27 protein-coding genes are annotated in these 23,498 nt (G+C 47.4%); 21 read left to right on the top strand and 6 right to left on the bottom strand.

Annotation, left to right across the window (positions count from 1 at the left end; all coding sequences use genetic code 11):
* The first annotated feature begins 12 nt into the window (after window positions 1–12).
* Window positions 13–1,524, top strand: coding sequence for a lysine--tRNA ligase (gene lysS / locus IL_RS04185; RefSeq protein WP_011234073.1), 1,512 nt, complete (start codon window positions 13–15; stop codon window positions 1,522–1,524).
* A gap of 62 nt (window positions 1,525–1,586) precedes the next feature.
* Here lysS and IL_RS04180 read toward each other — a convergent pair whose 3' ends face one another.
* Together IL_RS04180 and IL_RS04175 are read right to left on the bottom strand one after the other, a co-directional pair.
* The gene (locus tag IL_RS04180) at window positions 1,587–2,069 is read right to left on the bottom strand and encodes an FKBP-type peptidyl-prolyl cis-trans isomerase (RefSeq protein ID WP_011234072.1); all 483 of its coding nucleotides are present in this window, start codon (window positions 2,067–2,069) and stop codon (window positions 1,587–1,589) included.
* A 4-nt stretch (window positions 2,070–2,073) separates the two neighbouring features.
* Window positions 2,074–2,967, bottom strand: a complete 894-nt coding sequence (locus IL_RS04175; protein WP_011234071.1) for a YgfZ/GcvT domain-containing protein — start codon at window positions 2,965–2,967, stop codon at window positions 2,074–2,076.
* Between the two features lie 80 nt (window positions 2,968–3,047).
* On the opposite strand from IL_RS04175, the gene IL_RS04170 reads away from it, so the two are divergent.
* On the top strand, window positions 3,048–3,320 hold the full coding sequence (locus IL_RS04170) for a succinate dehydrogenase assembly factor 2 (protein ID WP_011234070.1): 273 nt from the start codon (window positions 3,048–3,050) through the stop codon (window positions 3,318–3,320).
* 45 nt (window positions 3,321–3,365) lie between these two features.
* Window positions 3,366–3,599: a hypothetical protein gene (locus tag IL_RS04165; protein WP_153849033.1), complete on the top strand. Its 234-nt coding sequence runs from the start codon at window positions 3,366–3,368 to the stop codon at window positions 3,597–3,599.
* On the opposite strand, the gene nadB is transcribed toward IL_RS04165, so the two are convergent.
* Window positions 3,596–5,197 carry an L-aspartate oxidase gene (gene nadB, locus IL_RS04160; RefSeq protein ID WP_011234068.1) on the bottom strand — a complete coding sequence of 534 codons (1,602 nt, stop codon included), beginning with the start codon at window positions 5,195–5,197 and terminating at the stop codon, window positions 3,596–3,598. The two genes, IL_RS04165 and nadB, sit on opposite strands and share 4 nt — an antisense overlap.
* 145 nt (window positions 5,198–5,342) lie before the next feature.
* Between nadB and rpoE the strand changes: the two genes are divergently transcribed.
* The 14 genes from rpoE (at window position 5,343) to mazG (ending at window position 18,603) form a co-directional block, all read left to right on the top strand.
* On the top strand, window positions 5,343–5,921 hold the full coding sequence (gene rpoE / locus IL_RS04155) for an RNA polymerase sigma factor RpoE (protein WP_011234067.1): 579 nt from the start codon (window positions 5,343–5,345) through the stop codon (window positions 5,919–5,921).
* An 18-nt stretch (window positions 5,922–5,939) separates the two neighbouring features.
* Window positions 5,940–6,527 carry a sigma-E factor negative regulatory protein gene (locus tag IL_RS04150; RefSeq protein WP_011234066.1) on the top strand — a complete coding sequence of 196 codons (588 nt, stop codon included), beginning with the start codon at window positions 5,940–5,942 and terminating at the stop codon, window positions 6,525–6,527.
* A gap of 4 nt (window positions 6,528–6,531) precedes the next feature.
* Window positions 6,532–7,497, top strand: a complete 966-nt coding sequence (locus IL_RS04145) for a MucB/RseB C-terminal domain-containing protein (RefSeq protein WP_011234065.1) — start codon at window positions 6,532–6,534, stop codon at window positions 7,495–7,497.
* Window positions 7,497–7,940: a SoxR reducing system RseC family protein gene (locus tag IL_RS04140; protein ID WP_011234064.1), complete on the top strand. Its 444-nt coding sequence runs from the start codon at window positions 7,497–7,499 to the stop codon at window positions 7,938–7,940. The genes IL_RS04145 and IL_RS04140 overlap by 1 nt, the downstream gene beginning before the upstream one ends.
* A 103-nt stretch (window positions 7,941–8,043) precedes the next feature.
* Window positions 8,044–9,855 carry a translation elongation factor 4 gene (gene lepA / locus IL_RS04135; RefSeq protein ID WP_011234063.1) on the top strand — a complete coding sequence of 604 codons (1,812 nt, stop codon included), beginning with the start codon at window positions 8,044–8,046 and terminating at the stop codon, window positions 9,853–9,855.
* A 3-nt stretch (window positions 9,856–9,858) separates the two neighbouring features.
* Window positions 9,859–10,779: a signal peptidase I gene (lepB, locus tag IL_RS04130; RefSeq protein WP_011234062.1), complete on the top strand. Its 921-nt coding sequence runs from the start codon at window positions 9,859–9,861 to the stop codon at window positions 10,777–10,779.
* The gene (gene rnc, locus IL_RS04125; RefSeq protein ID WP_011234061.1) at window positions 10,776–11,465 is read left to right on the top strand and encodes a ribonuclease III; all 690 of its coding nucleotides are present in this window, start codon (window positions 10,776–10,778) and stop codon (window positions 11,463–11,465) included. Before lepB ends, rnc begins: the two co-directional genes overlap by 4 nt.
* Window positions 11,462–12,379, top strand: coding sequence for a GTPase Era (era, locus tag IL_RS04120; RefSeq protein WP_011234060.1), 918 nt, complete (start codon window positions 11,462–11,464; stop codon window positions 12,377–12,379). Before rnc ends, era begins: the two co-directional genes overlap by 4 nt.
* A gap of 3 nt (window positions 12,380–12,382) precedes the next feature.
* A complete protein-coding gene (gene recO, locus IL_RS04115) occupies window positions 12,383–13,087 on the top strand; it encodes a DNA repair protein RecO (protein ID WP_011234059.1) in 705 nt (234 codons plus the stop codon).
* A 38-nt stretch (window positions 13,088–13,125) separates the two neighbouring features.
* Window positions 13,126–13,854 (top strand): pyridoxine 5'-phosphate synthase, encoded by a 729-nt coding sequence (pdxJ, locus tag IL_RS04110; protein WP_011234058.1) that lies wholly within the window; start codon window positions 13,126–13,128, stop codon window positions 13,852–13,854.
* Complete coding sequence (acpS, locus tag IL_RS04105; RefSeq protein ID WP_011234057.1) at window positions 13,854–14,234, top strand: holo-ACP synthase; 381 nt, start codon at window positions 13,854–13,856, stop codon at window positions 14,232–14,234. The genes pdxJ and acpS overlap by 1 nt, the downstream gene beginning before the upstream one ends.
* A gap of 27 nt (window positions 14,235–14,261) precedes the next feature.
* Window positions 14,262–15,614 (top strand): 23S rRNA (uracil(1939)-C(5))-methyltransferase RlmD, encoded by a 1,353-nt coding sequence (gene rlmD / locus IL_RS04100; protein WP_011234056.1) that lies wholly within the window; start codon window positions 14,262–14,264, stop codon window positions 15,612–15,614.
* Window positions 15,615–15,617: 3 nt separating this feature from the next.
* Window positions 15,618–17,807 (top strand): GTP diphosphokinase, encoded by a 2,190-nt coding sequence (relA, locus tag IL_RS04095; protein WP_011234055.1) that lies wholly within the window; start codon window positions 15,618–15,620, stop codon window positions 17,805–17,807.
* Window positions 17,808–17,838: 31 nt separating this feature from the next.
* Window positions 17,839–18,603 carry a nucleoside triphosphate pyrophosphohydrolase gene (gene mazG, locus IL_RS04090; protein ID WP_041291773.1) on the top strand — a complete coding sequence of 255 codons (765 nt, stop codon included), beginning with the start codon at window positions 17,839–17,841 and terminating at the stop codon, window positions 18,601–18,603.
* 49 nt (window positions 18,604–18,652) lie between these two features.
* Here the strand turns inward: mazG and IL_RS04085 are convergent, their stop codons facing one another.
* Window positions 18,653–19,144, bottom strand: coding sequence for a DUF2938 domain-containing protein (locus IL_RS04085; RefSeq protein WP_011234053.1), 492 nt, complete (start codon window positions 19,142–19,144; stop codon window positions 18,653–18,655).
* A 79-nt stretch (window positions 19,145–19,223) separates the two neighbouring features.
* Between IL_RS04085 and IL_RS04080 the strand changes: the two genes are divergently transcribed.
* The 3 genes from IL_RS04080 (at window position 19,224) to IL_RS04065 (ending at window position 20,934) form a co-directional block, all read left to right on the top strand.
* On the top strand, window positions 19,224–19,619 hold the full coding sequence (locus IL_RS04080; RefSeq protein ID WP_011234052.1) for a helix-turn-helix domain-containing protein: 396 nt from the start codon (window positions 19,224–19,226) through the stop codon (window positions 19,617–19,619).
* Window positions 19,620–19,806: 187 nt separating this feature from the next.
* Window positions 19,807–20,409 carry a hypothetical protein gene (locus IL_RS04075; protein WP_016341296.1) on the top strand — a complete coding sequence of 201 codons (603 nt, stop codon included), beginning with the start codon at window positions 19,807–19,809 and terminating at the stop codon, window positions 20,407–20,409.
* A gap of 288 nt (window positions 20,410–20,697) precedes the next feature.
* Entirely contained in the window at window positions 20,698–20,934 is a 237-nt protein-coding gene (locus tag IL_RS04065; protein WP_016341294.1) for a hypothetical protein, read from the top strand.
* A 510-nt stretch (window positions 20,935–21,444) separates the two neighbouring features.
* On the opposite strand, the gene IL_RS04060 is transcribed toward IL_RS04065, so the two are convergent.
* Entirely contained in the window at window positions 21,445–22,338 is an 894-nt protein-coding gene (locus tag IL_RS04060) for a ZIP family metal transporter (protein WP_011234050.1), read from the bottom strand.
* On the bottom strand, window positions 22,335–22,943 hold the full coding sequence (locus tag IL_RS04055; RefSeq protein WP_011234049.1) for a superoxide dismutase: 609 nt from the start codon (window positions 22,941–22,943) through the stop codon (window positions 22,335–22,337). The genes IL_RS04060 and IL_RS04055 overlap by 4 nt, the downstream gene beginning before the upstream one ends.
* Window positions 22,944–23,039: 96 nt before the next feature.
* Between IL_RS04055 and IL_RS04050 the strand changes: the two genes are divergently transcribed.
* On the top strand, window positions 23,040–23,486 hold the full coding sequence (locus tag IL_RS04050) for a hypothetical protein (RefSeq protein WP_011234048.1): 447 nt from the start codon (window positions 23,040–23,042) through the stop codon (window positions 23,484–23,486).
* Window positions 23,487–23,498: the final 12 nt, after the last annotated feature.

Genomic DNA, 23,498 nt, shown 5'->3' with positions numbered 1-23,498 from the left:
GGAAAATCGATAATGACTGATAAATCGCAGGCACCTGAAGTAGACGTAAACGAACAGATCGCGCAGCGAAAGGCGAAACTGTCGGCGCTTCGCGATAAGGGTATCGCATTCCCGAACGATTTCCGTCGGGACTCGTTAGCTGCTGACTTACACGCTGAATACGATAATCTGAGCAAAGAAGAGCTGGCGGAAAAAGGCATTCGCGTGAAAGTTGCCGGCCGTATGATGACCCGCCGTATTATGGGGAAAGCCAGTTTCGCAACCATCCAGGATATGAGCGGCAAAATTCAACTGTATGTTGCCCGCGACAATCTGCCTGAAGGTTATTACAACACGGAATTTAAAAAATGGGATTTAGGCGATATTCTCGGCGCCTCTGGCACCTTGTTTATTACCGGAACCGGTGAGTTAAGCGTGCAAGTTGACGAAGTACGTTTGCTGACTAAAGCACTGCGTCCTTTGCCGGATAAATTCCATGGCTTGTCAGATCAGGAAATGCGCTATCGTCAGCGTTATCTGGACCTGATTACCAACGAAGAGTCTCGCAGTACTTTCATGGCTCGCTCTAAAATCATTGACTATATTCGTCGTTTTTTAAGTGACCGTCAGTTTCTGGAAGTTGAAACTCCTATGATGCAGGCGATTCCGGGCGGCGCCGCAGCTCGTCCTTTCAGCACGCACCATAACGCACTGGATATGGAACTGTTTTTACGTATTGCACCAGAACTTTACCTGAAACGTTTAGTCGTTGGTGGTTTTGAGAAGGTGTTCGAAATTAACCGTAATTTCCGTAATGAAGGCCTGTCAACGCGCCACAACCCTGAGTTCACTATGTTGGAGTTCTACTGGGCGTACGCGGATTATCACGACTTAATGGATTTAACCGAGCAGATGTTACGTGGTGCGGCTGAGTCGGTCTTAGGCTCTGCTCAGTTTACCAGCCAGGGCGTGGATTATGATTTCGGTAAGCCGTTTGAGCGCATGACAGTGTTGGAAGCTATTGTTAAGTACATGCCGGAAGTGAGCCTTGAGCAGCTTAATGACATGAATACAGCAACTGAAATTGCCGAGCAGGTTGGTGTCAGTGTTAAGCCGTCATGGGGCTTAGGTAAAGTTCAGATCGAAATTTTTGAGACTGTTGCTGAGCATCGTTTAATTCAGCCTACCTTTATTACTGCGTACCCGGCTGAAGTTTCACCGTTGGCTCGTCGTCACGACGACAATCCGTTTGTGACTGATCGTTTTGAATTTTTTGCCGGTGGTCGTGAGTTGGCGAATGGTTTCTCGGAGCTTAACGATGCTGAAGATCAGGCTGAACGTTTTCGCGAGCAAGTTGAACAGAAAGAAGCGGGCGATGATGAAGCCATGTTCTACGACGAAGATTATGTCACCGCACTGGAACACGGTATGCCGCCAACAGCCGGTCAGGGCATTGGTATTGACCGTCTGGTAATGTTGCTAACGGATTCTGCGTCTATTCGCGACGTATTATTGTTCCCGCATATGCGCCCAAAAGCGGATTAATTACCTCTCTGAAACAAAAAAACCCGGCTTATTAGCCGGGTTTCTTTTATCAAAAACAGCGCTTAGTGATCTTCGCCGTCAGTGTGAACGTGACCGTGCTCAAGTTCTTGCTCAGTCGCTTCACGAACTTCAATAACTTTTACGTCAAAGTTCAGGTTAACACCGGCCAGTGGGTGGTTACCGTCAACAGTCACTTCGTCGTCTTTTACTTCAACGATAACAACAGACTGTTCGCCTTGATCCGTGCTGGCACGGAACTGCATGCCAGGCTGTACTTCGTTTTCGCCGAACAGGTTACGTGGTACAGTCTGGATTAAGCCGTCATGACGTTCGCCATAAGCTTCTTCTGGTTTAACTTCTGCAGTGAAGCTATCGCCAACTTTTTTGCCTTCCAGTGCATTTTCCAGACCAGGAATCAGCATGCCACGACCGTGGATGAAGTTCAGTGGGCTGCCATCTTTAGACTGGTCCAGCGTCTGGCCATCTTCCGTTTTAACGGCATAGTTGATAGCCACGACTTTGTTTGGTGCAATGGTTTCGCTCATAAATTTAACCTAATTGATAAGGCAGTGAGTGTATTTCCAGAAGACTTGCGTCGTCATCCCGGACTCGTATAGCCGTGTCAGTGTCTATGTCACTGGGTAAAACAGCTAATAAGTCCACTTGGGTGTCGGTGCGGTTCACTGCCATAATGACCGTACCTGCACGACGCCAGTTCTCGCCAATGGCTTTCTCTAATTGCGTACCAGCAGTAACTTGAGCCGTTACTTTACCGGATAAGCGAAAGAGCGCCCGTTTCTGTTTGCCCAAATATTTCATCCGGGCAATAGTCTCCTGGCCGATATAACATCCTTTGTCAAAACTGATTCCATCCCACACCTGCAAATTCATCATTTGCGGGACAAACGCCTGGATGTTCTCAGACGTAAGTTGTGGACGAACCCGTTCAATTTCCAACGCATCCCAGTAAGGTTGCGGATAATCCGTAGAAATTGGCTGTTGGCTGAGTAACAGATATTGGTCGGGACTGGTCCCAACCTGCATTACCCGGCCATCAAATTCTGCTGCAACGCTGGCTGCTTTGCTACCGAAAACACCGGCTATGCTCCAGTCGTCGCTTACATCTTCAATAGTGACTTTACTAAAGACACCGAATTTCTTTAATTGTGCCAAAGAGCCTTCAATTGCACTGCGATGCATAATTAAAAAAACGGCGTCGTCTTCGCGATAAAGCCAGAAGATGCTAAACGCTTTTCCGGTTTGATCGCAATGTGCGCCATATAAGCAATTATCCTGGTCGAGTTTGCGTAAATCACATGTCAGCTGACCCTGTAAAAAACTGTCAGCATCTTCGCCAGAAACCGAGAGGATACCATAGTCCGTCAGTTGAACGGAAAGGTGATCCTGATTTGCGTCAGTAAAATGCTGCGTTAACTCAACCACAATGACTCCTTATTAAATGGCTTACGTGGTAATATTAGGGCACATTATCGAATTACAAGGGCAATTGCTGCGGAGATTTTATGTTGCCGTTAAAACAGTCAGAAGAAGCACTAAAAGACAAGCGTCGTTTACGTTGGGCGTGCCGCCGGGGCATGCTGGAGCTGGATGTATTATTTGAACCTTTTGTTGATCAGGCTTACGACGAACTAAGTGAAGAACAAAAAGCGGTATTTCGCCGTTTAATTACCTGCGATGACCCGGATCTTTTTGCCTGGTTTATGGGTCACCAGAAGTGTGAAGACGAAGAACTTGCTGAAATGATTCGGTTTATGTTGTCACGCGTTAAGGTATAGACTCGGGCGGTGAACCCTGACAGTTATTTTCGTTTACAGCGACCTATGCGCGTGTTGTCTGTGTCAGCGTGCGGACGTTACTGGTGGTGGCTGGGTGAACGTTGTCAATTATTCAGCAAAGCACTGGTCGTAGGCGGTATGTTGGTTTTACTGCCGCTTGCCTATAAAACAGAAAAAGGTCAGGAAAAGCGGCACTGGCTCCGGGTTTGGTGGTTTCAGTTGTCAAAGGCGCAGCAGATAAAACTGCGGCGCCAGTTACAACAGTTGTCAGAGCCTTAACTTTTCGGTGTCAGCACCGTAGGCTGAGGATCCGGCAATGTGTCAGGGTAGTCGAGAGTATAATGTAAGCCGCGACTTTCTTTACGACTAATAGCGCTTCGTACAATAAGCTCTGATACCTGCACTAAGTTACGTAACTCCAGTAAATTGTTACTCACGCGGAAGTTCGAGTAATACTCGTGAATTTCGCGCTGTAGCAACTGAATTCGGTGAAGGGCCCGTTCCAGACGCTTGGTGGTACGCACAATGCCAACGTAGTCCCACATGAACAGTCGTAGCTCATGCCAGTTATGTTGAATTATAACTTCCTCGTCGGAATTGCCTACCTGACTTTCATCCCAACCGGGAATATGATTTAAGGCCTTCTGATGAGGGCGTTTAGATAAAATATCTTTAGCCGCCGCACGGGCGAAAACCAGACATTCCAGCAGCGAGTTGCTAGCCATGCGATTGGCTCCGTGCAGACCTGTGCAGGCAACCTCACCAACAGCATACAAGTTGGGTAAATCGGTCGCTGCGTTCATATCGGTTTTAACACCGCCACAGGTGTAATGGGCCGCAGGAACAACCGGCATCGGCTGTTTGCTGATATCAATACCCAGCGACAAGCATTTTTCCATAATGGTAGGGAAGTGATGCTGAATAAAGTCTTTCGGTTTATGAGAAATATCCAGATACATGCAGTCAGCACCCAGACGCTTCATTTCAAAGTCGATAGCGCGGGCAACCACGTCGCGCGGAGCCAATTCAGCAGACTCATGAAAGTCCGGCATAAAACGAGTTCCGTCGGGCCGTTTCAGCAAAGCGCCTTCGCCACGCAAGGCTTCGCTTAATAGAAAACTCTGCGCGTTGGGGTGAAATAAACAGGTTGGATGGAACTGATTAAATTCCATATTGGCCACACTGCAGCCTGCGCGCCAGGCCATGGCAATACCGTCGCCGCTGGCAATATCCGGGTTACTGGTATACTGATATACCTTACTTGCACCGCCCGTAGCCAATACCACACAGCCTGCCGCAACGGTTTCCACTTGTTCTTTCTGACGGCTCCAGACATAAGCTCCATAGCAACCGTCAGGTTTACCGATACGAGAACCCGTGATCAAATCGACCGCGTTGTATCGTTCCAGCACCTGAATATTTGGATGCTCCATTGCTTTTTTCTGCAATGTTGTCTGTACCGCTTTGCCGGTGGCATCTGCTGCGTGCAGAATTCGTCGATGACTGTGACCGCCTTCACGGTTCAGGTGGTACGCTGGGTTGCTGTCTTTAGACTCGACTTGATCAAAACCCACGCCGGCATCAATCAGCCATTGCAGACTTGCGCGCGCGTTTTCTGTGGTAAACTTAACGGCTTCGGGATCGCAAAGGCCGGCGCCGGCAATTAAGGTATCCTCGATGTGACTCTCAATACTGTCGTTTTCGTCGAATACTGCGGCAATGCCGCCTTGCGCGTAAAAGGTTGAGCCTTCAGTCAGCGGGCCTTTACTTAGTACCGTAACGTTTAAGTTATCGGCCAACTGTAAAGCGGTAGTTAATCCCGCGGCTCCCGAACCAATAATCAGTACATCGCATTGATAATTTGCAACAGGTTCCATAAAGTACTCAATGTGAATTTTGAACGATTTTACGCATTTGACGATATTTTTGCGAACTTTTTACATGCGGCTCTGTCACAGTCAGTAAGAAACAGGACGGGCCGCCAGTTCCAGCAGTTCCTGGGTTAAGGGAGAACAGGCTCGGATGAGCGAACAGGTGAGTGACCAACAGCTGGTCGAAAGAGTACAACAAGGTGATAACCGAGCTTTTGATCTGCTGGTAAAAAAGTATCAGCATAAAGTCATGAGTTTGATATCGCGTTATGTCAAACAACAGGGCGACGTAGCTGATGTTGCACAGGAAGCGTTTATAAAAGCGTATCGGGCGTTACCGAACTTCCGTGGCGACAGTGCCTTTTATACCTGGCTGTACCGAATTGCGGTGAATACGGCGAAAAACTATTTAGTTTCGCAAGGTAGAAAACCGCCCGCATCTGACATTGATGCAGAAGACGCAGAGTTTTATGAAGGAGCCGGTGCGCTAAGAGACAGCGCCTCTCCGGAAAGGCAAATGCTCTCTGATGAGATTCGAGATGTGGTATTAAAAACAATTGATGAATTGCCGGATGATTTACGTCGGGCAATTACTTTAAGGGAAATTGAAGGTCTCGGTTACGAGGAAATTGCGCTAGAAATGGATTGTCCTATAGGTACTGTCCGCTCTCGCATCTTTCGCGCTCGGGAAGCAATAGATAATCAACTCCGACCGTTGCTGGAACGGTAAACTAACAGAGGGGCATCTATGTCTCGGAATAAATCAGAATCAACATCCGCGTTGTTTGATGAACAACTCATCAATGCCGATGAAATTGAAGCACTGTTGCAAGATGAACAGGCTCAGCAGGAGTGGCACCGTTACAGTGTTATTCACGCGGCAATAAAAGGTGACTTAAACTCGGATATCAGCCTTGATATTAGCGAGCGTGTTCGTGTTAGCGTAAGCCAGGAGTCCAATGTCGTTAAGCCAGGTTTTGGTCGCTCTAAGAGCCAGAATAAAGCGGCTTCACGTTGGTTCCAGCCTTTCGCCAAAGTTGCCGTTGCAGCAAGTGTGGCCGTGGTTGCGGTGATGACAGTGCAAACTTATCAGCAACCCGCGACACCCGATGGTAGCAGCGCAGAACCTACTCTGCTGACCAGCCCCATTGGTGGTGGCCGTGAGCCGGTGAGCTTGAATCGTGTTGAGCCAATGTCGCAAATCAGCGATCAGCAAAGACGCCGTCAGGTTCAGTCATACCTGATTGATCATCAACAACAATTGATGTTGCAGCAGAAAACAGAGCAAGCAGAAAAAGATGAGCAGTCAGAGCAGGAGCTCAACAAAGGTAATTAAGGCTATGATAACTCGGTTGTATCGGTCTATTTTATGTGGCGCTGTTTTATTCGCCGGCACCTTCTCGGTAAGCGCACAGCAGACTAACGAACAAGCAGAAAGTGGCGCTGACTGGTTCAACCGTATGGCAGAAGCTTTAACTGAACTGAATTTTGAGGCTTCTTTAGTTCATGTACATGGTGATCAAATTGAGCCTTATCAATGGCTACAGGGCAACGATCCGGAGACAGGAAGTACCGAACTGTTAATTCAAATGAATGGTCCGGACTTTCGCATCTTAAGAGTGAATAACAAGGTTGCCCACTTTAATACCTCATCCAGTAATTACGCGCTAGAGTCCGATACTATTACTGCTATCTTTCCGGCCGCATTTTCTCAACCCTTTGAGCGTCTTAGCCATAGTTATCAAGTTATGGTGGGTGGTGGCGCACGGGTTTTAGGTCGTAATGCCCAGCATATTCGTATTTTAAGCCGCGATAATCAGCGTTACAGCTATGCACTATGGATTGACCGCAAGCACGGTATGCCGCTTAAAATGATCATGATGAATCAGTCCGGCGATGTTGTGGAGCAAATGCAATTAACCAGTTTATCGGTTCGTGATACCGCTCCCGAAATAACCAAAGAAATAAGCAATATTGAAATGCCACCGCTGTTAAAAGATCTTCGGGTACAAAGTGCAACAAATTACAGTGTTGGGCCGCGGTGGGCACCGCGCGGATTCAAATTGTTAAGCCAGCAAAGCCATACTCTCGTTGTTGATGCAACGCCGGTTGACCATTATTTGTTTTCTGATGGTCTTGCTGAGTACTCGGTTTATGTGGCTGAGCTAACAGAAGGTATGGAAACCGATCTCGCTCTATCTTCTTCACACACTTTGTTCTCAAAGCGTTATAATAACTTTCTTGTGACAGTGGTGGGTCAGGTACCTTTAACCATGGCTCAACGCATAGCGGCGGAAGTTAAATAATGAAAGAAGTAGCAGAAGTAACCGCGGTTGATGGCAACCGCGTAACCGTTACCACTCAGTTAAAAACGGCCTGTTCGGGTTGCGCGCAGGTATCTAACTGTGGCGCTGGCATTTTAAGTAAAGTTTTTGCCGACCGAAATGCGCAGTTTACTGTGGTTACCGAACAAACGTTTAGTCCCGGCGACCAGGTGCAATTAGAAGTACCGGAAACCGCAGTAACACGTTTTGCTCTACTACTCTACGGTTTACCTATACTGACACTGTTGCTATTAGCTGTGCTACTGGAAAACACAGGCACGTTACCCGAAGGTTTTGTTATTTTATTGTCCTTTGCTGGCTTTGCTTTTACCTTCTGGGGACTAAAACGCTGGTTCCGTAAACGTGACATTCAAGTCAATGCAATGGTCAAACTGGAAACCGTCGCGGCTGAAGTTCAGCACTGAAACCCCTGAACTGTCATAAAGTCCTTTGTTCTTGCCGCTAACATGAGTATGATCGGGACTAATTTTTTAAGTTCCAGAATTCAGTTTTACAGAGGTATCATCAATGCCGAATAGGGCGTTCAAGCAAAGTAATATTCGTAACTTCTCGATCATCGCTCACATTGACCACGGTAAATCCACCTTGTCCGACCGCTTGATCCAGCATTGCGGTGGACTGACTGACCGTGAGATGGCTGAGCAAGTACTCGATTCCATGGATTTGGAGCGTGAGCGGGGTATTACGATTAAAGCGCAGAGCGTAACCCTTTATTACACGGCTAAAGATGGTGAAACCTATCAGTTAAACTTCATCGATACTCCAGGGCATGTTGACTTCTCTTATGAAGTCTCGCGTTCGTTGGCGGGTTGTGAAGGCGCACTGCTGGTTGTTGATGCAGCTCAGGGTGTTGAAGCGCAGACTTTGGCAAACTGTTATACCGCTATTGAAATGGACCTGGAAGTTGTTCCGGTATTGAACAAAATTGACCTGCCGCAGGCCGATGCTATGGGCGTTGCACAGGAAATAGAGGACATTGTGGGCATTGAAGCCGTAGACGCGGTTCAGTGTTCGGCTAAAACTGGTTTAGGTATTGACGACGTGCTTGAGCGCATTGTCCGGCAAATACCGCCGCCTAAGGGCGAACCAGAAGAGCCATTACAGGCACTGATTATTGACTCCTGGTTTGATAATTATCAGGGGGTTGTTTCTTTGGTTCGCGTCCGCAACGGAACGTTGCGTGCCGGCGAGAAAATGACAGTAATGTCTACTGGTCAGTCGTATCAAATTGATAAAGTTGGTTATTTTGACCCGAAACCTCACGAAACCGGTATTTTACACACTGGTGAGGTGGGCTATGTTATTTCGGGTATTAAAGACATTCTGGGCGCACCGGTCGGTGATACTCTAACCAATACGAAGAGCCCGGCAAAAGAGCCGGTACCGGGCTTTAAAAAAGTCAAACCTCAGGTTTACGCAGGTATGTTCCCAATCAGCTCAGAGGACTATGAGTCGTTCCGGGATGCTTTGGGGAAATTGTCGTTAAATGACGCGTCGCTTTTTTATGAGCCGGAGAACTCTGCGGCACTTGGCTTTGGCTTCCGTTGTGGTTTCCTTGGCATGCTGCACATGGAAATTATTCAGGAACGCTTAGAGCGTGAGTACGACATAGACTTGATTACCACGGCACCAACGGTTGTTTACGAAGTTGAAAAGACCGATGGCAGCATAGTCAAAGTGGATAACCCGGTGAACTTGCCAGCGGTTAACGATATTGAAACCATTTACGAACCTATTGTGGAAGCCAATATTCTGGTTCCGCAAGAGTTTCTGGGTAATGTGATTACCTTGTGCGTTGATAAGCGCGGCGTACAAACGGCTATGGCTTACCATGGTAAACAAGTTGCGGTAACTTACGAGCTGCCCATGGCAGAAGTGGTTATGGATTTCTTCGACCGGTTAAAATCGACCAGTCGTGGTTACGCTTCACTGGATTATCAGTTCAAGAAATTTGAACCTGCGGACATGGTTCGTGTCGATATACTGATTAACGGCGACCGGGTAGATGCGCTGGCAATGATCACTCACCGTGATCACGCTGAAGGGCGCGGCCGCATGTTAGTTGATAAAATGCGTGAGTTAATTCCACGACAAATGTTTGATATTGCCATTCAGGCGACCATTGGCAACCATGTTATTGCGCGCTCGACGGTCAAGCAGTTGCGTAAAAACGTAACAGCGAAGTGTTATGGCGGCGACATTAGTCGTAAGAAGAAGCTTTTACAAAAACAAAAAGAGGGTAAAAAGCGCATGAAGAACCTGGGTAACGTAGAAGTACCTCAGGAAGCCTTTCTTGCGGTTTTAAAAGTAGGCAAATAGGAAATGGCCAATTATTTTTCAATTATTTTAACCGTTATTACCGTTCTGTCCGGGTTGTTATGGCTTTACGATGCGCGAGTACTGAAGCCAAAGCGTAAAGCGGTTATTGCTGAGGTTGAGACCAAAACAACCAAGGCTTTAACCGAACAGCAAATTGACACACTGGCACCTCAGCCTAAACTTATGGAGCTGAGCGAGTCTATTTTTCCAGTGATTGCTTTAGTACTGGTGGTTCGTACATTGTTATACGAGCCATTTCAGATACCGTCAGGCTCAATGATGCCAACCTTACTAAAGGGCGACTTTATTCTGGTAGAAAAGTTTTCCTACGGTATTAAAGATCCGCTTTTTCAAAAGACGTTGGTGGATACCTCGTTGCCTGAACGCGGCGATATCGCCGTATTTAAATATCCGGAAGAACCGAGCATAGATTACATAAAACGCGTTATTGGCTTGCCTGGCGACCGTATTATTTACCGAAACAAGTCACTTTATATTCAGCCTGCGTGTGCCGTTGGCGAGAAAGACTGTGAAGAAATGAAGGTGGTATCCACCTCATTAAAAGAAGATGGTGAGTATTTCTCTGGTTCGTCACCTTTACGCACTTATGAAGAACAGTTAGGCGATGTAAGCCACGAAATTCTTATCGACCCACGTGTTGCGCCACGGACTATGTCGTATTTTAATCAGCCGGGCACACAGAAAGACGAGTGGGTGGTGCCGGAAGGCCAGTATTTTGCTATGGGTGATAACCGCGATAATTCTCGTGACAGCCGCTATTGGGGCTTTGTTGACGAAGAGTTGCTGGTTGGCAGAGCGGTATTCATCTGGATGAGTTTTGAAATGGATCGCAGTAGCGATAGTTGGTTGCCGTCGTGGGTTCCTACGGGAGTTCGATTTGAAAGGCTAGGGAGTATTGAGTGAGTTTGCCCAAACCACCTTTAACGGAACTGGAAAAAATTGTTGGTTATAGCTTTGAACAGCAGGGTTTATTGCATCAGGCAATGACCCACCGTAGTGCTTCATCAACGCACAATGAACGCCTGGAGTTTTTGGGCGATTCTATTTTAGGTCTGGTGATAGCTGAAGCTTTGTATCAAAAATTCCCCAAAGTAGCAGAAGGCGATTTAAGCCGCATGCGCGCTGCCATAGTTTGTGGTCGTTCTTTGGCGAAGCTTGGAAAAAAAATGGGACTGGGCGATTTTTTGTCGCTGGGTCAGGGCGAGCTAAAAAGCGGCGGTTATCGTCGCGAGTCCATTCTTGCCGATGCAGTAGAAGCCATTATTGGTGCCATTTATCTGGACAGTGACATGGATACCATTCGACAGGTCATTCTTAACTGGTTCGAACCCCAGTTAACCTTGATTGAACCTGGTACCAGCCAGAAAGATCCGAAAACACGCTTGCAGGAATTACTGCAGGCGCGTCAGAAGCCTTTACCTGAGTACGACGTGGTCGCTACGCAGGGGCAGGCGCATAATCAACAATTTACCGTAAACTGTTCTGTAGAAGGTATCGAAAGCCCTTTTAAAGGCACAGGTACCAGCCGCCGTAAAGCCGAACAGGCTGCAGCAACGGCCGCATTAGAACATTTGCAGGAGAGCGCATGACGCTGGATATAGAACTGGACGAGAATAAACACAGCGGCTTTGTCGCCATTGTTGGTCGTCCGAATGTGGGGAAATCCACACTGATTAACCGGTTGCTGGGGCAGAAAATCAGTATTACCTCGAATAAACCTCAGACCACCCGTCATCGTATTTTAGGCGTAGATACCGACGATGGCTGTCAGGCTATTTATGTCGACACGCCTGGTATGCACAAACAGGAACCTCGTGCGATAAACCGCGTGATGAACCAGACTGCATCCTCCGCCTTGAAAGACGTGGACCTAGTGCTTTTTGTGGTTGAAAACCTAAAGTGGTTAGAAGACGACAAAATGGTGCTGGAGAAAATTCAGCGCAGTAAAGTGCCAGTAGTGTTATTGGTTAATAAAGTTGACCAATTGAAAGACAAAGAACGCTTATTACCGCATTTGCAGTGGCTGAATGAACAGCATAAGTTTGATGCCATTCTGCCCATATCGGCAACACACGGCGACAATGTTGACGAGCTGAGAAAAATTGTTCGCTCGCATTTGCAGCCAGGCTACCACTATTACCCTGAAGACTACGTAACGGACCGTTCTGTGCGCTTTATGGCGGCAGAAATTGTGCGTGAAAAGCTTATGCGTTTTACCGGTGACGAATTGCCGTATGAAACGACAGTGGAAATTGAGCAGTTTGGTCAGTCTGAAAAAGGCACCACTCATATTCATGCCTTAATACTGGTTGAACGCGAAGCGCAGAAGCGGATGATTATCGGGCAAGGCGGTAGCAAACTGAAAACCATAGGCACCGAAGCCCGGCGCGATCTAGAAAAACTGCTGGACAACAAAGTCATGATGAAACTTTGGGTTAAGGTAAAATCTGGCTGGTCGGACGACGAACGAGCGTTAAAAAGTCTGGGCTACCGGGAAGATTAATCGGTGGCGCAGCGAGCACTGGTGTTGCATCGTTGGGACTATCAGGAAACCAGTCTTATTCTGGATCTGTTCACTGAAGATAAAGGACGGGTCCGGGTGGTGGCAAAAGGCGCTAAGCGCCCGAAAAGCCCCTGGCGCGGTTTAGCACAACCTTTTATGCCACTGTTGGCCGAGTTTCAGGGGCGCAGCGACTTAAAAACCTTAACCTTGCTGGAACCGCAGCAAACCACTCAAAAGCTGCTGTTGCAGGGTGATAAACTCTACAGTGGCTTTTACCTCAACGAGTTAATTCAACGGCTGGTGCCTACAGAAGCTGAAGCCCCCGAGCTTTTTGAAAGCTACTTGTCGGCCTTACAAAACATGACCAACAGCGAGCGCGTAGAGCCAGCTTTGCGTCAGTTTGAATGGCAGTTATTACAGCATCTGGGAGCGGCGTTTGACTGGCATTATGACGCCGACACCGGTAATGTGCTGTCCGACTCGAAGTGGTGCTATTTTATTCCCGATCATGGCTTTGTGACCCAAGCCAGAGATAATCAACAACGAGCATACTCTGTGGCGGATATTCAAAAACTGGCTGCGTGGGACGTTGACGACGAAAACCGCTTAAGACTGCTAAAATATATTATGCGTGACGCCTTAGCGGTTTACTTAGGTGATAAACCGCTGCGCAGTCGTGAATTGTTCCGGGGCACTAAGCGTCAGTGAATTACGAAGAACTAGCCGAAAGCGAAAGGAGCTGAATAATGAAAGGTTTACGCCTGGGCGTTAACATTGACCATGTGGCCACGTTGCGTAACGCACGTGGAGTCCGTTATCCTGACCCGGTAGCTGCGGCAGCTATTGCCGAACAAGCTGGTGCCGACGGCATTACCATTCATTTGCGTGAAGACCGCCGCCACATTACTGACCGCGACGTTGCTATGCTGAAGCAGACATTGAACGTCCCCATGAATCTGGAAATGGCTGTTACCGAGGAAATGCTCGATATAGCGATAAAAACGCAACCTACCTACAGTTGTCTGGTACCGGAAAAACGCCAGGAACTGACTACAGAAGGTGGCCTGAATGTTGCCGGTCAGTTAGAAACCATCACCGATGCTACTCGTCGCTTAAGTGATGCAGGTATTCAGGTGTCGTTGTTTATTGACGCTGACCATGAGCAAATAGACGCCGCTAAAAAAGCCGGTGCGCCCATTGTGGAATTGCACACCGGGCAATACGCAGAGGCCGAAACTGAAGAGCAGCGTACCGTTGAACTGGCACGCTTAATGGAAGCGTCAGAATACGCGCATTCTATTGGTTTGCAGGTGAATGTAGGTCACGGTCTGCATTATCACAACACATTAGAGGTGGCGGAAATTCCACAAGTTTGTGAACTGAACATTGGTCATTCGATTATTGCCCGTGCGGTATTGGTTGGCTTGGATCAGGCTGTGCGCGATATGCGCAATATTTTAGATAAGGCACGCTAATGGCAATTTGGGGCTTAGGTACTGACATTGTTGAAGTAGCCCGTATAGAGCAGTCTTTAGCGCGTGGCAACAGTTTAGTGAAACGCGTGTTAACGCCAAAAGAACAGGAAGAAATGACAGCCTCGGTTGATGAAGCCGCTTTTCTGGCCAAACGTTTTGCTGCTAAAGAAGCCTGTTCCAAAGCCTTTGGCCGGGGTATTTCCGCCGGACTGTCGTTTCAGCATATGCAGGTAGTGCATAATGAATACGGTAAACCCGAGTGGCATTTCACCGAAACCGCGGCACAATGGGTAAAAGAGCAGGGCATCAGCGGTAGTCATTTATCCATTAGTGACGAAAAGCACTACGCGGTAGCAACGGTTATTTTAGAAACAGACTAGAAATAAATTAGGTAAAACAAAACCAACATGGCGCAATTTTTTAAGCCGCAGAAGCGCAATAAGTCCGTAAGTAAAACCCTAAAAGGTCAGGTGTCAGCACTTGACCATCAGGCGCGTGCGGTTGTCCGTGCAGCTGTAAAAGGTCAGTCCACCCGTTTTATCATGGGCGCCTTGCCGGGCGAGGTTATAGAGTACAAAACCGCCGGCAAACACAGTGGTCATTTAGAGCGTATTCTGGAACCCAGTAGCGACCGTCGCGAAGTGCCCTGTGAGTATTATGCTAGCTGTGGAGGTTGCGACTTTCAGCATATAGACGAGCAAAAACAACTGGCTCATAAGCGGCAAGTGGTGGAAGAGCTGTTTCAGAAGTTCGGCGTATTTAATCCCCAAACCAGCAGTCTGCCGTGGCAGGAACCTCTTGTCAGCGAACCGATGCGTTACCGTCGCAGAGTGAGGCTGGCAACGCGCTGGTTGGGCAAAGAGCAAAAGCTGCTGATTGGTTTCAGAGAAGCGCAAAGCCACCATATTGTGCCCATAGAAGATTGCCTGGTAGCCGATGAAATTCTGCTGCACTGCGTAAATACCCTATACCCGTTATTAAATACATCGACTGTTGCCAGCAAGCTGGGCCATATTGAAGCAATAAACACCAACACGCCCGTTATTTTGCTGCGTATCACGGAAGCGCTGCCGGGTGATGCTATGCAGGCGTTGCAGGAGTGGCAAACGGTCAATAAAACCAATATTTGGTTACAGAGCGAGAATGATCTGCAGCCTTTAGCCGGTGCTGCAATGCCTTTTGATACTAGCATCGACGGCGACAAGCTGTATTTTCAGCCGGGTGACTTTCTACAAGTTAACGGCGGTATTAACCAGCGCATGGTGCAACAGGCTATGGACTGGCTGAAGCCAGAAAAAACACAGCGCGTGTATGACTTTTTCGCCGGTATTGGTAACTTCAGTCTGCCGTTGGCGCGCCGGGCACAGTCGGTACTGGCGGTAGAAGGTGTTTACCGTATGGCCGAGCAGACGCGCATTAACGCCGAAAGCAACGGTATGGATAACCTGAGTTCACTTAGCGCTGACTTAAACGAAATAACTGCTTCAGACTTAGGCAAACCCGCTGATTTGTGGTGTTTAGATCCTGCCAGACCAGGAGCTGAAGGTGTGGTGAAGTTGCTGCATAAGCTGAAGCCCGAACACAGACCACAACGCATTTTGTATGTTTCCTGCGCACCGGATACTTTGGCGCGGGATATTGCCGGCATGCTAACCGAAAGCAAGGGCTGTAATTACCGCATAATTGGCCTGAGTACAGTTGACATGTTTCCGCAAACGCATCACATTGAAACTATGGTTTGTCTGGAGAGAGCGTCGTAAATCATGGTCCATGTACGCAGTACCCACGTGGATGACCCCAAATACAAAGACAGTGAACAGCACTGGCTGAACGCTGTGAGTGATCCTGAGCCGTTAGAAAGTACTTTTCAGCAACTGAAGCAGCAGTTTCCTGAGGAAGCTGAAGCCTTGCTGAAAGGCCAGGAAATGGTCGAAATACTGGCACCGCTAAAGCTGGATGCAGAATCCTTGCTGGCGGCGTTATACGTGCCATTGCTGGAGGCAGGCAAGCTCGATTTAGACAAAATCACCGGTAAACAGTCGAAAACCCTGATTGTGCTGCTGCGTAACGTACAGCAAATGCAAAGTATAGGTGACTTACAACACTTCCAACACGGTCAGCCAGACGGCAGCCAGATAGACAATGTGAGACGCATGTTACTGTCTATGGTGGAAGATGTGCGCGCGGTGCTGATAAAACTGGCCGAACGCATTTGCTACCTGCGCGAAGTGAAGAAAGCCGACGAAGAAACCCGGGTACTGGCCGCTAAAGAGTGCGCGGAAATATACGCGCCGCTGGCTAACCGGTTAGGCATAGGGCAGCTGAAGTGGGAACTGGAGGACATTTCTTTCCGTTACCTGCATCCTAAAACCTACAAAACCATTGCTCAGCGTTTAGATGAGCGCCGTACCGACCGCGAACTCTACATAGATAACTTTGTGTCAGGTTTGCAGGAGTCACTGCAGCAGCAGGGTATTGATGCCGATGTCTATGGTCGCCCCAAACATATTTATTCTATTTGGCGCAAAATGCAGAAAAAGCATCTGCAGTTTGACCAGCTGTTCGACATTCGCGCCGTACGTATTCTGACGCATAACCTGAAAGACTGTTACGCCGCACTAGGCGTTGTGCATTCCAGTTGGCGCCATATTGCGTCCGAGTTTGACGACTACGTGGCAACGCCTAAACCGAACGGCTACCAGTCCATACATACCGTGGTTATTGGTCCTGAACACAAGAACGTTGAAATTCAGATACGCTCGCACGACATGCACGACGACGCCGAGTTGGGCGTGGCCGCGCACTGGATGTACAAAGAGGGCGCAGCCGCCGGTAAACGCCACGGTTTTGAAGACAAAATAGCCTGGCTGCGTAAGCTACTGGCCTGGCACGAAGACATGGCCGGCAGCGAAACGCTGGTAGATGAAATTCGCTCGCAGGTGTTTGAAGACCGTGTGTACGTGTTTACCCCGAAGGGCGAGGTGGTCGATTTGCCCATGGGCTCAACCCCGCTCGATTTTGCTTACTACATTCACAGTCAGGTAGGGCATAAGTGCATTGGCGCTAAAATCGACAGCCGCATTGTGCCTTTTACTTACCAGTTGCAAAACGGTGACCGGGTTGAAATTCTGACTCAGAAAAACGCCCAACCACGGCGCGACTGGTTAAATCCGCAACTGGGTTACCTGCATTCGTCACGGGCACGAGCCAAGGTTCACACCTACTTCAAAAAAGAAGACCGGGAAAAGAACCTGCAGGCCGGTAAAGAGTTACTGGAAAACGAACTGCAGAAGTATCAACTGCATGTGCAGGATGCCAACAAAGCGGTCGAGCGCTTTAACGTGCCGACGTTGGACGATTTGTTAGCCGCTATTGGCGCTGGCGACGTTCGCTTGCACCAGGTGGTGAACTTCCTGAAACCGCAGGAAACCGAAGCCGACAAAGTAGAGCGCTTAACTAAACGTCGTAAAGCCAAGCAGTCACCAAAAACGCCGAAGTCGGACGTAACGGTAGAAGGCATCGGTAACCTGATGATGCACTTTGCTAACTGCTGCGAGCCGCTGCCGGGTGAGCCCATTACTGGGTTTATTACTCAGGGGCGTGGCGTATCCGTACACCACAGCGACTGCGATCAATTGAAGCATTTATTGCATCAGCACCCCGAGCGCGGTATTGAAGTGTCCTGGTCGGGGCATTCCAAACAGGAATACCGGGCAAGCCTGCGTGTGTCGGCTTTAGATCGTAACGGTTTGTTACATGACATTACCAGCGTGCTGTCGAATGAAAAGGCGGCAGTGGCTCAAATGGACAGCGAGAGCGATGCGAAGTCACAGTCGGCGACAGTGGTGTTAACTCTGACCGTAAAAGATAGCGACGCGCTCAGCCGTATTACAGACAGACTGCGCCAGGTTCATGGTGTTGAGCAGGTTCAGCGCATTACTTTAAAGCTTTAGTTGAAACAATAGAGGTACCTCAGTGAAAGGCATGCAACAACTGCAACAGGTTATGACTCAGCTACGCAACCCAGAAAGCGGCTGCCCCTGGGATTTAAAGCAGAACATGACCTCGTTAATTCCTTACACCATAGAGGAAACCTACGAAGTGGTAGATGCCATTCAGTCGGGTAACTGGCAGTCGATAAAAGATGAGCTGGGCGATTTGCTGTTTCAGGTGGTGTTTTATGCTCAGTTAGCGCGTGAAGAGCAGCAGTTTGAGCTGGACGACATAGCTGCACATACCGCTGAAAAATTGATAAGTCGCCACCCGCATGTGTTCGGCACCGATGCGCAGCGCAATCTGTCTGACGCCGAAATTAAAGCCCAGTGGGAACAGATAAAGCAGCAGGAACGTACAAAGAAAGACGCCAAAGGCTCTGTGTTTGACGACATACCCAGCCAACTGCCCAGTATTCTAAAAGCCGCCAAACTGCAAAAGCGTGCCGCGTCAGTAGGTTTTGACTGGATCGATGCCGAGCCCGTTTACGCCAAAGTTGACGAAGAAATTCAGGAAGTAAAAGAAGCTACCGACCAGGACCATATTGAAGAAGAAATTGGCGATTTATTGTTTGCCGTAGTTAATTTAGCCCGCCACAAACAAGTAAACCCCGAAGCCGCGCTGCAACGCGCCAACGACAAATTCAAAAGCCGTTTTCAGCATATAGAGCGAAGCCTGAGCGAGCAGGGTAAACACCCAACTGACTGCAACCTCGAGGAACTCGAAGCGCTCTGGCTGCAAGCTAAGAAGGCGTAAGGGCAAGCCTGCGATCGGAAATGCGGCTGAACCAGCGGTTCGGGTATTTCTATATTGAGTAAAAAAGTCTTACTACCCAGCCGGATACATATAAGCCGAGACCAAAAATTGTATGTGTTATTAAGCTCTGTAGTCGGGCAGAGGCTGGGTGTTGTGTTTTGGACGCTGCAATACCTGCTCCCATACCTGGCTGCATAATGAGAAAAGGGGCTAAAACGGTAGCTATACCGACTAGTAGTGCCGGGGTAATTGTCGGATTGTGAAGCCACGACTCTCCCCAAATAGTAATGAGTAACGCAGCAAAAATAGCGCCTATTATATAGTGCGCCGTCCATCCTATAAAATGCTCCCCGGTTACCTTACGGGACTTCGCAATGGCGTTATGTCTGAATTGACCGTGAGTCATGTGGGTAATCCAGCGCCCAACCATTCCATAGTTTGGAAGAGGGATACCAAGCAGCGATTTACGCACGATACTCCACAAATCCATCACTGCAGTTGCTCCAAACCCGATTAATACTATAACTAGAAAATTGCTCATAATTATCTCCTTTGTTCGTCTTGATTTTGAACCAATGACAGCGTACAACTTAAAGTTAACTTTAGGTCAAGAGGAATTTATGGATATTGCTAAGGTTGCCAAACTTTCTGGAGTTCCAGCTTCTACTTTGCGCTTCTATGAGGAGAAAGGACTGATCACTTCTGTCGGGCGGCAAGGGTTGCGTAGGGTTTTTAACGCGAACATACTCGATCAATTGGCATTGATCGCTCTTGGGCGGGCGGCAGGTTTTTCACTTGATGAAATTGCACGCATGATCGGCTCAAAGGGAAAACCCAATATAGATAGAGAGTTATTAGCGAATAAGGCCGATGAACTGGATAGAACGATTCAAAAGTTAACAGGAATGCGCGACGGCCTTCGACATGCTGCCGCTTGTTCCGCGCCAAGCCATATGGAGTGCCCGAAATTTCGTCGTCTGCTTGGATTAGCGGCAGATGGGGCATGGTCTAAATAACCGTTTCGCCAAAATAACAACCAACTTTCCGGTTCTTGCCTATCTTATCGGTGTTCACTGAAAATTAATTTCCTAAACCAAGATTGAAACTTTACTGCATAACCATAGTCAGTTATTTGCAGGAGTTACATTTTTTCAACAATATAAGATGTAATTCTACATTTGGTTTTTACAATTAGGATTCATTGTGAATAAAATAAAAATAATTTTACTAGCCAGCATTCTAACTCTGGCAACGGCATGCAGTAACATTCCACTTAGCACCATGATAAAACTGATGGATCTAAATCCTTTAGAGACTGATCCGAAGCAGTTGGTTGTTGCGGTAAAGGCCCCGGAAGGCGTTGACGTGCGCGATGGCGACGTGGTTATTGATTTTGATTTTCGAACTGACGATCCTGAATACAGTTTTAGTCATAATTTTCCGGTAATAATTAATGATGACTACCTCGTTCCTGATAACTTAAAAGAAGATATTGAGGACAACGAGAAAATAACGATCATGCAGTTATCAAAACAAGACGCACAGACAATGTATGAAGGGCAGAAAGCTGTAAAAGAGTATCGTAGTAAGAATGAGGCCGGAGGAGCTGGCAGTATGAACGTGAGACTAGTCTCTGCCTGCCGTGGCGATAACTTCTCATGGAGTAATTCAGAGTTGGATGTTTATTTAAAGACTCAAGACGATGAAGATTTTTTCTTGTTCCTTGAGGACATGGATATCACTAAATTAGACGGCGATATTCAGCGCAATATTAATGCTATTCCTAATTGTGGGGAGGCCGAGTAGGTGATCTGGATGTGTTCAAGAGTTATGAGTTAATGGGGAGGGTTAATGAACAGTATGGTTAAAAAGCCATGGTTTAAAATAGCTTTTATTGAGATTCTGGTTTGCTGTTTTCCGTTAGGAGTTTTTACCTTTATAAGCTTGGCGAAACGTGATTTTTCTTTGATGTTTTCGAGTTTTATTTTATTGATGATACTTTTCGCTGGCTATATTTTGTTTAAGAATTATCAGTTCGTGAGTCCATCAAGAAAATGAAATGGTTTACTTAGTTGGATTTATGGAGAAAACAGAATGACAAAAAGAGATATCTCAAAATTGATAAATAAACATAGCGTAAAACCAGCCATTGCCGTTATTTTACTAGTAGTTGCAAGCCAAATTCTAAACGGCTATCTTTTTGAAGGTGCTCCTGTTTCACCGATATTGATAGCGTTTTTCTCTATAGGTGCTTGTTTGTACACTTTTCAGAAAGTACTCGTAGAGCTATTTGTTAAAGAGAGCTTGTCTGAAAATACTGAGTCCCAGTAGTTGAATATAATGACCCTGTCAGTAAGAGGGAATGTCGTTAGACAGTTCCTTGCTGAATGGGTGACCAGAGTCACAAAATGAAAAGAGGCTTTTTATCAGCATTACGAGTTTATTGCGCGAGACGGCGAAAACCTCGGGAAAGGTATGTGTCGCTTTGTTCGAAAGTAGTCGATTTAACGAAAATACACATTCGGGTATTACGCTAACTCCGCTGCGGAGTATCGCCACGAGTATATGCAAGTTGTGATTTTAGCATTGACCGCGGCATTGCCTTGTTGGCTAGCCGCATCAGGCTTCCTGTGGCTAGTCAGGGAAGTAGTACCCAAAGTGGTGCTGTTTTCAGTTTATTTTGTGACACTGTGTCTGTGTGCTTTTTACCTTTTTACCAACTTGTACGCCTTTGTCATGTGGTTACTTGATAAATAAGCTTTGTGAAAAATGCTATGAAAACGGAAACTGTTACTTATTTAAAAGAAAATGCGAATTCGCTTCAGGTAGTTAAGCTGAGCGCTAACTACCCAAGGCTGTATCCAGCACAAACATCAGCACGAAACCCAGCATCAGACCATTCGTTGCAGACATTTCGTGGCCTTGTTTGTGTGACTCGGGAATCATTTCATGACTGATGACGAATAACATAGCACCCGCGGCCATAGCCAGCCCCCAGGGCAGCACAGCTGAGTTGCTTAATGCAATGGCGCCAATAACAGCCATTAATGGCTCCACCAAACCGGATAACATCCCGACACCAATTGCTATCTTACGGCTATAACCTGCGGCCAATAGAGCCATGGCTACGACAAAGCCCTCAGGTATGTCTTGCACAGAAATACCGGTTGCCAGAGTGGACGCTCCGACTGTGTCATCGCCGGCGTAAGCTACGCCTATTGCCAACCCTTCAGGAATATTGTGCAGAATAATTGCAAAAACAAACAACCAACTGCGTTTCAATATCAGTGCCTGGCGTCCTTCAGTGCCTTTAATAAAGTGCTCATGTGGGACACTGCGCTCCAGAGCCATCATTAAAAAAGAGCCCAAAAGTATAGCCGCAGACACTTTTAGCGGCGCATGCCAAGCGGTTTGTGCTGCTATTTCGAATAGATCTAACGCCGGTACAATGAGAGAAAAAATGCTGGCTGCCAGCATAACTCCGCCGCCAAACCCCAATATTGCAGCATGTAAACGAGTTGATAATCCACGAGAGAAAAGAGCGGGAAGGGTACCCGCAGCCGTGGCTCCAGCCGCTACCATTCCGGCATAAAACGCGTAGCGTACATGGTCCTGATTCTGCATTAACAGAATGAGCTGATATAAACCATAGCCTGCGCCCAAAACCAGGACGAACCAACCGAGTAGCTTGCTTCCAAGACGCCAACCCGGTTGAAATAATTCCATTACCTTCATTCATGTTCCTCAAAACGCCTGGCAACTTCCGGCCAGTGAATCACTTCATAAAATGCTGCAATATAGTCTGCACGTTTGTTCTGATATTTTAAATAGTAAGCGTGTTCCCAAACATCCAGCTCGAGTATGGGAGTCAGTCCATCCATTAATGGACTATCTTGATTCGCTGTACTGGTTATTTCAAGTTGTCCGTTGGCATTAATCACTAACCAGGCCCAGCCGCTACCAAACCGACTGACCGCAGCCTGAGTGAATTGTTCCTGAAAGGCCTTAAAGCCGCCAATGTCGGTCTCTATGGCTTTAGCCAGATTGCCCGTGGGTTCGCCACCGCCCTGAGGTGACATAACTTGCCAGAACAATGAGTGGTTAGCATGGCCACCACCATGATTACGCACAGCAGACTGCATATTACTAGGTATACTCTCAATTTGTCGTAACAGTTCAGATAAGTCCCATTTTTCGTAACGGGTTTCGGCCAGTGCCTGGTTCAGACCGTTGACATAGGTCTGGTGATGTCGCTGATGGTGAATTTCCATTGTCATGGCATCGACATGAGGCTCAAGTGCATCGTAGTTGTAGGGTAACGCAGGTAATTTAAAGCACATAGTTTACTCCTGATTAATTTAAAGTTAACGGTAATCATTATCATTTGCATTTAATTAAATTGCAAGGCATGCTGATGAGTAACGCAGGAGGTTATTATGGAACTGATACAGAATTGGAAAATGTTACAGCGTATGGGGAATTATGAGTTTGAGCAGGGACAATGGCAAAATGCCAATCATTACTACATGAATAGTATTCTTCTGTTACGAGGACATTTGAGTGATATCCTGAAAAACCAGCATGAGCAGGCTGGCGAGGTTATTATTTGCTTGTCAATTGCGGTGCAGAATCTGTCTGAGACATATAATCGTCAAAATCGCGTGAATTGCTGCGTTTCTCTGTTAAGTCGGGCATTACACAATTTTCAGCAGTTACAGAATACGCTTTCGTCAGATCATCCGGCCGCTATAGCTCTGCTTCGCGAAGGCTGCAAGTTGCGACAACTCATGTTTACGTACAAGGAAACAGAGGAACAAACTATGCCTATGAATGGGACTACCGTTGCTGGATATGATACATCAGCGTATTCGCGGCTACATTAATGTAGCCGCAGG

Source organism: Idiomarina loihiensis L2TR, from assembly GCF_000008465.1.
GTDB lineage: Bacteria > Pseudomonadota > Gammaproteobacteria > Enterobacterales > Alteromonadaceae > Idiomarina > Idiomarina loihiensis.
This window is presented reverse-complemented; position numbering and strand designations above follow the sequence as displayed.

What these genes read in the sequence shown, in the direction of transcription:
- IL_RS04065 (WP_016341294.1), top strand. Translation starts at nt 20,698, where the DNA reads ATGACAAAAAGAGATATCTCAAAATTGATAAATAAACATAGCGTAAAA.
- IL_RS04170 (WP_011234070.1), top strand. Translation starts at nt 3,048, where the DNA reads ATGTTGCCGTTAAAACAGTCAGAAGAAGCACTAAAAGACAAGCGTCGT.
- IL_RS04085 (WP_011234053.1), bottom strand. Translation starts at nt 19,144, where the DNA reads ATGAGCAATTTTCTAGTTATAGTATTAATCGGGTTTGGAGCAACTGCA.
- IL_RS04180 (WP_011234072.1), bottom strand. Translation starts at nt 2,069, where the DNA reads ATGAGCGAAACCATTGCACCAAACAAAGTCGTGGCTATCAACTATGCC.
- lepA (WP_011234063.1), top strand. Translation starts at nt 8,044, where the DNA reads ATGCCGAATAGGGCGTTCAAGCAAAGTAATATTCGTAACTTCTCGATC.
- lysS (WP_011234073.1), top strand. Translation starts at nt 13, where the DNA reads ATGACTGATAAATCGCAGGCACCTGAAGTAGACGTAAACGAACAGATC.
- IL_RS04145 (WP_011234065.1), top strand. Translation starts at nt 6,532, where the DNA reads ATGATAACTCGGTTGTATCGGTCTATTTTATGTGGCGCTGTTTTATTC.
- IL_RS04080 (WP_011234052.1), top strand. Translation starts at nt 19,224, where the DNA reads ATGGATATTGCTAAGGTTGCCAAACTTTCTGGAGTTCCAGCTTCTACT.
- rpoE (WP_011234067.1), top strand. Translation starts at nt 5,343, where the DNA reads ATGAGCGAACAGGTGAGTGACCAACAGCTGGTCGAAAGAGTACAACAA.
- IL_RS04165 (WP_153849033.1), top strand. Translation starts at nt 3,366, where the DNA reads ATGCGCGTGTTGTCTGTGTCAGCGTGCGGACGTTACTGGTGGTGGCTG.
- IL_RS04050 (WP_011234048.1), top strand. Translation starts at nt 23,040, where the DNA reads ATGGAACTGATACAGAATTGGAAAATGTTACAGCGTATGGGGAATTAT.
- acpS (WP_011234057.1), top strand. Translation starts at nt 13,854, where the DNA reads ATGGCAATTTGGGGCTTAGGTACTGACATTGTTGAAGTAGCCCGTATA.
- rlmD (WP_011234056.1), top strand. Translation starts at nt 14,262, where the DNA reads ATGGCGCAATTTTTTAAGCCGCAGAAGCGCAATAAGTCCGTAAGTAAA.
- IL_RS04140 (WP_011234064.1), top strand. Translation starts at nt 7,497, where the DNA reads ATGAAAGAAGTAGCAGAAGTAACCGCGGTTGATGGCAACCGCGTAACC.
- lepB (WP_011234062.1), top strand. Translation starts at nt 9,859, where the DNA reads ATGGCCAATTATTTTTCAATTATTTTAACCGTTATTACCGTTCTGTCC.
- mazG (WP_041291773.1), top strand. Translation starts at nt 17,839, where the DNA reads ATGCAACAACTGCAACAGGTTATGACTCAGCTACGCAACCCAGAAAGC.
- IL_RS04060 (WP_011234050.1), bottom strand. Translation starts at nt 22,338, where the DNA reads ATGAAGGTAATGGAATTATTTCAACCGGGTTGGCGTCTTGGAAGCAAG.
- nadB (WP_011234068.1), bottom strand. Translation starts at nt 5,197, where the DNA reads ATGGAACCTGTTGCAAATTATCAATGCGATGTACTGATTATTGGTTCG.
- era (WP_011234060.1), top strand. Translation starts at nt 11,462, where the DNA reads ATGACGCTGGATATAGAACTGGACGAGAATAAACACAGCGGCTTTGTC.
- relA (WP_011234055.1), top strand. Translation starts at nt 15,618, where the DNA reads ATGGTCCATGTACGCAGTACCCACGTGGATGACCCCAAATACAAAGAC.
- IL_RS04055 (WP_011234049.1), bottom strand. Translation starts at nt 22,943, where the DNA reads ATGTGCTTTAAATTACCTGCGTTACCCTACAACTACGATGCACTTGAG.
- pdxJ (WP_011234058.1), top strand. Translation starts at nt 13,126, where the DNA reads ATGAAAGGTTTACGCCTGGGCGTTAACATTGACCATGTGGCCACGTTG.
- IL_RS04150 (WP_011234066.1), top strand. Translation starts at nt 5,940, where the DNA reads ATGTCTCGGAATAAATCAGAATCAACATCCGCGTTGTTTGATGAACAA.